Annotated in this window: 9 protein-coding genes; 1 reads left to right on the plus strand and 8 read right to left on the minus strand. The window is 69.8% G+C overall.

From position 1 onward, the window contains the following. Positions 1-609 (plus strand): pyruvate, water dikinase regulatory protein (locus tag AC30N0_RS18730; RefSeq protein ID WP_489519400.1); only part of this gene is annotated, 609 nt, incomplete at its 5' end. A 13-nt stretch (positions 610-622) separates the two neighbouring features. Here AC30N0_RS18730 and AC30N0_RS18735 read toward each other — a convergent pair. The 8 genes from AC30N0_RS18735 to AC30N0_RS18770 form a co-directional block, all read right to left on the minus strand. Beyond that, the gene (locus AC30N0_RS18735; RefSeq protein ID WP_489519401.1) at positions 623-1,585 is read right to left on the minus strand and encodes a threo-3-hydroxy-L-aspartate ammonia-lyase; all 963 of its coding nucleotides are present in this window, start codon (positions 1,583-1,585) and stop codon (positions 623-625) included. A 29-nt stretch (positions 1,586-1,614) separates the two neighbouring features. Beyond that, positions 1,615-2,394 carry a TrmH family RNA methyltransferase gene (locus AC30N0_RS18740; RefSeq protein WP_489519402.1) on the minus strand — a complete coding sequence of 260 codons (780 nt, stop codon included), beginning with the start codon at positions 2,392-2,394 and terminating at the stop codon, positions 1,615-1,617. Between the two features lie 8 nt (positions 2,395-2,402). Continuing rightward, on the minus strand, positions 2,403-3,029 hold the full coding sequence (gene rnhB, locus AC30N0_RS18745) for a ribonuclease HII (protein ID WP_489519403.1): 627 nt from the start codon (positions 3,027-3,029) through the stop codon (positions 2,403-2,405). 3 nt (positions 3,030-3,032) lie between these two features. Next, positions 3,033-4,178, minus strand: coding sequence for a lipid-A-disaccharide synthase (lpxB, locus tag AC30N0_RS18750; RefSeq protein WP_489519404.1), 1,146 nt, complete (start codon positions 4,176-4,178; stop codon positions 3,033-3,035). Between the two features lie 16 nt (positions 4,179-4,194). Then, positions 4,195-4,983 carry an acyl-ACP--UDP-N-acetylglucosamine O-acyltransferase gene (gene lpxA, locus AC30N0_RS18755; RefSeq protein WP_489519405.1) on the minus strand — a complete coding sequence of 263 codons (789 nt, stop codon included), beginning with the start codon at positions 4,981-4,983 and terminating at the stop codon, positions 4,195-4,197. Positions 4,984-4,987: 4 nt separating this feature from the next. Beyond that, positions 4,988-5,431 carry a 3-hydroxyacyl-ACP dehydratase FabZ gene (gene fabZ / locus AC30N0_RS18760; RefSeq protein ID WP_489519406.1) on the minus strand — a complete coding sequence of 148 codons (444 nt, stop codon included), beginning with the start codon at positions 5,429-5,431 and terminating at the stop codon, positions 4,988-4,990. Further along, entirely contained in the window at positions 5,428-6,471 is a 1,044-nt protein-coding gene (gene lpxD, locus AC30N0_RS18765; protein ID WP_489519407.1) for a UDP-3-O-(3-hydroxymyristoyl)glucosamine N-acyltransferase, read from the minus strand. The genes fabZ and lpxD overlap by 4 nt, the downstream gene beginning before the upstream one ends. Positions 6,472-6,480: 9 nt before the next feature. Further along, positions 6,481-6,709, minus strand: a 229-nt coding sequence (locus AC30N0_RS18770) for an OmpH/Skp family outer membrane protein (protein ID WP_489519408.1), incomplete at its 5' end; no start/stop codon positions are given.

The raw sequence follows: 6,709 nt of genomic DNA on the forward strand, positions 1-6,709 counted from the left end.
AATCCCGAGATCCTGGCCATCGTGAAGGAGCATTCGCACGGGCTGGTGCTCGACATGTTCAACACCTTCATAGAGCCGCTCGAGGCCGAGTTCGGGGTGACGTCGAACCACCGGATCGGCCGCTTCAGCGACGTCTCGACGAGCCAGGAATACACCGACCGGATCGAGGCGATCAACTTCGCGCTCGCGCACGACGACGGCCAGTCGGCGAAGAATCTCAAGGAAGCCGATGTCATCCTCGTCGGGGTCAGCCGCAGCGGCAAGACGCCGACCTCGCTCTATCTCGCGATGCAGCACGGCATCAAGGCCGCGAACTACCCGCTCATCCCCGAGGACTTCGAGCGCGCCAGGTTCCCCTCGACGCTGGCCCCCTTCCGCGCCAAGTGCTTCGGCCTGACCATCGATCCCGACCGGCTCGCGCGCATCCGCAACGAGCGGCGTCCGAACAGCAAGTACGCCTCGGTGGAGAACTGCCGCTACGAGGTGCGCGAGGGCGAGCTGATGATGAAGCGGGAGGGGATCGCCTGGCTCTCGTCGACGCACAAGTCGATCGAGGAGATCGCGACCACCATCCTTCGCGACCTGCGCCCGGACCGCCTCGCCTATTGAGCTCGCCGCACCGTCAGGCGGCGAGCAGGCCGGCGAAGCGCGGCAGGTCGACGTTGCCGCCGCTGACGAGGATGCCGACGCGCTTTCCGGCGAGCTGGGCCTTCATGCGCCGGGCCGCCGCGAAGCCGAGGCAGCCGGTCGGCTCGACGACCATTTTCATCCGCTCGAAGAAGAAGCGCATGCAGTTGACCAGCTCGGCGTCGGACGCCGTCACGATGTCGTCGACGTCGCGCCGGATGATCGCGAACGTGAGCGCGCCCACGTGCTGCGTCTGGGCGCCGTCGGCGATGGTCTGCGGCGTCTCGATGTGGACGATGGCGCCGCTGCGAAACGACTGCTGCCCGTCATTGCCCGCTTCCGGCTCGACGCCGTAGAGCAGGCACGCCGGGGCCAGCGCGCGCACGGCCAGCGCCGATCCGGACAGCAGGCCGCCACCGCCCAGGCACACGAACAACGCATCGAGCGGGCCGACCTCCTCGAGCAGCTCCTTCGCCGCGGTGCCCTGGCCGGCGATCACGTCGGCATGGTCGTAGGGCGGTATCAGCGTCATCCCGCGTTCTTCGGCCAGGCGGCGGCCGATCGCCTCGCGGTCCTCACGGTAGCGGTCGTAGACGACGACCTCGCCGCCGTAGCCGCGGGTCGCGGCGACCTTCGCCTCGGGCGCGTCGTGCGGCATGACGATGACGGCGGGCATGCCGAGCAGGCGCGCCGACAGCGCCACCGCCTGGGCATGGTTGCCGGAAGAAAACGCGACCACCCCGCCGCGGCGCTGCGCCGCGTCGAAGCGGGCCAGCGCGTTGAACGCTCCCCGGAACTTGAACGCGCCCATGCGCTGGAAGTTCTCGCACTTGAAGAACAGCTCGGCGCCCAGCGCCTCGTTGGCCGTGCGAGAGCCGAGGACGGGAGTGCGATGCGCCTGCCCCTGCAGCCGCCCGGCAGCGGCCACGACGTCGGCGTAGGTGGGTAGATTCAGCATGGATTTCATTGTCGAGCGCTCGGCCCGGATCAGGCGGGCCGGCGCCGCGCCGACTCGTGCAGGCACACCGCAGCCGCGGCTGCGACGTTGAGCGATTCCTCGCCGCCGGGCTGGGCGATGCGGAGCACCTTCGCACAGAGGTCCTGCACGCCGGCGGCCAGGCCCTGCCCTTCGTGGCTGAAGACCCAGGCGCAGGGCCACGGCAGGTCGGCCGCGTCGACGCGCTTGCCGGCGTGCGAGCTGGTGCCGAGCAGGGGCACGCCAAGCGAAGGCAGCACGCCCGCGTCGGCGCCCTCGACGAGATGCATGCGGAAGTGCGCGCCCATGCCTGCGCGCACCACCTTCGGCGACCACAGCGCCGCCGTGCCCGCCAGGGCGATGGCCTGGCCGAAACCGAAGGCCGCTGCACTGCGCAGGATGCTTCCGACGTTGCCCGGGTCCTGCAGCCGGTCGAGGACGACGCTCGGGGCCCCAGCCCGGCATGCCGCGCCTTCCGGCAACGGAACGATGAAGAGGATGGGCGTCGGGCTGTGAAGCGCGGCGAGACCGGCCATCGCTGCCCCTGACACGACCACCACGGCGGCCGCCGGCGCGGCCAGCGCGCGCAGGTCGGCACGATCCCAGCCAGCTTCGCTGACGACGGCCTGCAGAACCGGGCCCCGGCCGCTGGCGACCCAGGCCGCGCACAGGTGCTCGCCCTCGATCACGATCTGCCGGTGCTTGCGGTAGGCGGCGGGATCGTCGATCAGCCTGCGCAGCCGGAGCACGAGCGCGTTGCTGCGCGACTGGATGTGCACGGGCGGAACCACGCGCGGCCCTAGAACAGCTGGTCGATGACGCTGCGGACCGGCGCAAAGCTGCGCCGGTGGTGCACGCAAGCGCCGTGCTGGCGCAAGGCGTTCAGGTGCTCCGGCGTAGAGTAGCCCTTGTGGCTGCCGAAGCCGTACTGCGGATGCTCGTCGTGGAGCTGCATGCAGAGCCGGTCGCGATGCACCTTGGCAACGATCGAGGCGGCGGAGATCGCCCGCACCTTGGCATCGCCGCCGACCACCGTGCGCACCGGCATCGTCAGCGTCGGCCGCTGATTGCCGTCGACCAGGACGATCTGCGGCTGGCAGGCGAGGCCCTGGACAGCGCGCGCCATCGCCAGCAGGGCGGCGCGCAGGATGTTCATCGAGTCGATCTCGGCGACGCTCGCCTCGGCGACGCTCCAGCAGATCGCCCGCTGCCGGATCTCCCTGTCGAGCCGCTCGCGCTCCTCGGCCGTCAGCAGCTTCGAGTCGTTGAGGCCGCGGATGATCTTGCCGTCCTCGAGGATCACGGCTGCGGCCACCACCGGCCCGGCGAGCGGCCCGCGCCCGACCTCGTCGACGCCGGCCATGAGACCGCTCACGTCGATGAGGAGGCGGAGCTTGTCGGCGCGAAGAAAGGTGCGGGCGTGCATGCCTCAGCTCCCCAGGACTGCTTCGATGGCCGCGGTGGCCAGGGCGCCGGTGTCGCGCTTCAGGTCGACGTGGACGGCCTCGAAGCGGGCCCGCAGGGATTCGGCGGCGACCGGGTCGTCGAGCCAGTGCAGTGCCGCCGCGGCGATCTTGGCCGGCGTCGCGTCGCCCTGCAGCAGCTCGGGCACGGCGAACTCGCGCAGCAGGATGTTGGGCAGCGAGACCCAGGGCTGGTAGGTCATCCGCTTGCCCATCTGCCAGGTGAGCGCGTGCATGGCATAGACGACGACCATCGGCCGCTTGAACAGGGCTGCCTCCAGCGTCGCCGTGCCACTGGCGACCAGGGCGACGTCGCAGGCCGCGAGCGCCTCGTGCGCGCGCCCGTCGAGCAGGGTGATCTGGAGGTCGGGCGCGTACTGCTTGCGCAGCGGCTCGACCGCATGGCGCAGGCCGGGGATCACCGGGATGAGGAAACGCAGCTCCGGCCGCGACTTGCTCAGCTCGACGGCGGCACCCAGGAGGCGGGGCGCGATGTACTGGATCTCGGAACGCCGGCTGCCCGGCAGGATGGCGACCACCGTCTCGCTCGCGCCGATCCCGAGCGCCGCGCGGCTGGCGGCGCGCGGCGGCTCCATGGGGATGGCGCTGGCCAGGGGATGGCCGACGTAGACGGCGTTGACCTTGCTCTTGGCGTAGACCGCCGGCTCGAAAGGAAAGATGCACAGCACGAGGTCGGTGGCGCGCCGGATCTTCTCGACCCGCTTGCCGCGCCAAGCCCAGATCGAAGGGCTGACGAAGTGGATCGTCTTCACGCCCTGCCCCTTCAGCTTGGCCTCGAGATCGAGGTTGAAGTCTGGCGCGTCGACGCCGATGAAGGCGTCGGGCTTGTCGCGCAGCAGGCGCTCGGTCAGCTGCGTGCGGATGGCGTAGATCTCGCGGAAATGGCCGAGCACCTCGGCATAGCCGCGCACGGCGAGCTTGTGGTGCGGCCACCAGGCGTCGAAGCCCTGCTCCACCATCTGCGGGCCGCCGATGCCATCGGCGCGCAGCTGCGGCCAGCGAATCTTCAGGCTGGCCAGCAGGGCAGCACCGAGGAGGTCGCCCGAGGCTTCGCCCGCCACCATGGCGAAGCGCGGAGAAGTCGTCGTCATCGGCAGCGGTAACGCGTCAACGTGCGATGCCTCGCGTCGCCGAGGCCAGGAACGCGGACATCAGCCGCACATCGTCGCCCCCCTCGGGCCGGTGGGCCGCCAGCGAGTCGATCTGCCGGGCCGCCTCGTCGGCGGTGAGGCCGGAGCGATAGAGCAGGCGGTGCATCTGCTTGACGACCGCGATGCGCTCGGGAGAGTAGCCGCGCCGGCGCAGGCCCTCGCTGTTGAAGCCGCGCACGGCGAGCGGGTGGCCGTCGACCATCATGAACGGAGGCACGTCGCGCGAAACATGGCTCTGGAAGCCGGTCATCGCGTGCGCGCCCATGCGAACGAACTGGTGCAGCCCGCTCTGCCCGCCGACGATGGCCCAGTCGCCCAGGTGAACGTGCCCGGCGAGGCCGGAGAAGCTGGCGATGATCGTGTGGTCGCCGACCTGGCAGTCGTGCGCGACATGCACGTAGGCCATGATCCAGTTGTCGCTGCCGATCCTCGTCACGCCAGCGTCCTGGGCGGTGCCGATGTTGAAGCTGCAGTACTCGCGGATCGTGTTCCGGTCGCCGATGACGAGCTCGGTGGGTTCGCCGGCGTACTTCTTGTCCTGCGGCGCCGCGCCGATCGAGTTGAACTGGAAGATCCGGTTGTCGCGGCCGATCGAGGTCCGACCCTCGATCACGCAGTGCGGGCCGATCGACGTGCCCTCGCCGACGCGAACGCCAGCGCGCACGATGCTGTAGGCGCCGACGCTGACCCCCCGCCCGAGCTCGGCACCGGACTCGACGATCGCGGTCGGGTGAACGTCGGCCACGTGCTCAAGCGATGTTGCGGACGGCGCAGGTGAGAGCGGCCTCGACGGCCGTCTCGCCTTCGACGCTGGCCCGGGCCGTGAACTTGAAGATGTGCGACTTCATGCGGTCGAGCACCACGTCGAGGATCATCTGGTCGCCCGGGCCGACCGGGCGCTTGAAGCGTGCCGAGTCGATGCCCGCGAAGTAGTAGACGGCGTTGTTGTCCGGCAATGCGCCCATGGCGTCGAAGGAGAGCAGCGCCGCCGTCTGCGCGAGCGACTCCAGCATCATCACGCCCGGCATCACCGGACGGTGCGGGAAGTGGCCCTGGAAGTAGGGCTCGTTGGCCGTCACGTTCTTGAGCGCCCGGATCCGCTTGCCGTGCTCGAGCTCGAGCACCCGGTCAACCATCAGGAAGGGATAGCGGTGCGGCAGCTTCTTGAGGATCTCGTGAATGTCCATGGTCATGGCGCCTTCTGCTCCAGCGCCCGCACCCGCGCTCGCAAGGCATGAAGCTGACGCAGAGTCGCGGCGTTCCTCTCCCAGGCGGCATTCTCCTCGAAAGGAAAGACGCCGCTGTACAAGCCGGCCTTGGCAATCGAGCGCGTGATCTGGGTCGCTGCCGAGACGACGACGTGATCGGCGATCTTCACGTGCCCCGCGACGCCCGCGTTTCCGCCGATCATGCAGTGGGCGCCGATCACGGCGCTGCCGGCGATGCCGACGCAGCCGGCGATCGCCGTGTGCGCACCGATGCGGACGTTGTGTGCGATCTGCACCAGGTTGTCGATCTTGACGCCGTCGCCGAGCACGGTGTCGCCGATCGCGCCCCGGTCGATGCAGGTGTTGGCGCCGATCTCGACGTCGTCGCCGATGATCACGTTGCCGAGCTGCTCGATCTTTTCCCACCGACCCTGGTCGGGCGCGAAGCCGAAACCGTCGGCACCGAGGACGGCGCCCGGATGGACGATGCAACGAGCCCCCACTCGCGTGCCCTGCAGCAGCGTCACGCGCGGACCGATGTTCGTGTCGGCGCCGATGTGGCAGCCGCGCCCGACGAACGACGCGGCGCCCACGGCGACGCCGCTGGCCAGTGCAGCCCCCGCCTCGACTACCGCGAACGGGCCGACGGACACGCCCGGGCCGATCTCGGCCGAGGGATCGAGCGCGGCCGTGGGATGGATGCCGGCCGGTGCCGGCGGCCGATGGCGCGCCGCCCACCAGCGGCTTAGCCGCGCGTAGTACAGGTAGGGGTCGGGGGTGACGATGGCCGCGCCGCGGCCCTTCGCGAGCTCGCGGTACTCGGGCGCGACGATGACGCAGGCCGCGCCGCTGCCGGCGAGCTGGCGGCGGTAACGTGGGTTGGCGAGGAAGGCGATCGTCCCGGGTCCGGCGGATTCCAGGGAAGCAATGCCGACGATGCGGGTCGCCGCGTCTCCGATCAGTTCACCGCCCAGCCTTTGCACGATCTCGCCGAGCGAGACGCCGGTCGGCTCAGCTCCGGCCACGACCCGCGCTCACTTGCCGCCTTGCGCGTTCAGTGCCCGGATGACCTTGTCGGTGATGTCCACCTTCGGGCTCCAGAACACCGCCTCCTGGAGGATGAGGTCGTACTTCTCGGTCTCGAAGATCTGCTTGATGACGCGGTTCGTCCTCTCGACGACGCTGGCGAGCTCTTCGTTCTTGCGCTGGCTGAGGTCTTCCTGGAATTCGCGGCGCTTCCTCTGCAGCTCGCGATCCTGGTCG

The sequence above is a fragment of the Rhizobacter sp. genome (assembly GCF_031412495.1).
In the GTDB taxonomy this organism is placed as follows: Bacteria; Pseudomonadota; Gammaproteobacteria; order Burkholderiales; family Burkholderiaceae_C; genus Schlegelella_A.

Excerpts from the sequence above, each read along its gene's own strand:
- AC30N0_RS18735 (WP_489519401.1), bottom strand. The coding sequence starts at position 1,585 with ATGCTGAATCTACCCACCTACGCCGACGTCGTGGCCGCTGCCGGGCGG.
- rnhB (WP_489519403.1), bottom strand. The coding sequence starts at position 3,029 with ATGCACGCCCGCACCTTTCTTCGCGCCGACAAGCTCCGCCTCCTCATC.
- lpxB (WP_489519404.1), bottom strand. The coding sequence starts at position 4,178 with ATGACGACGACTTCTCCGCGCTTCGCCATGGTGGCGGGCGAAGCCTCG.
- fabZ (WP_489519406.1), bottom strand. The coding sequence starts at position 5,431 with ATGACCATGGACATTCACGAGATCCTCAAGAAGCTGCCGCACCGCTAT.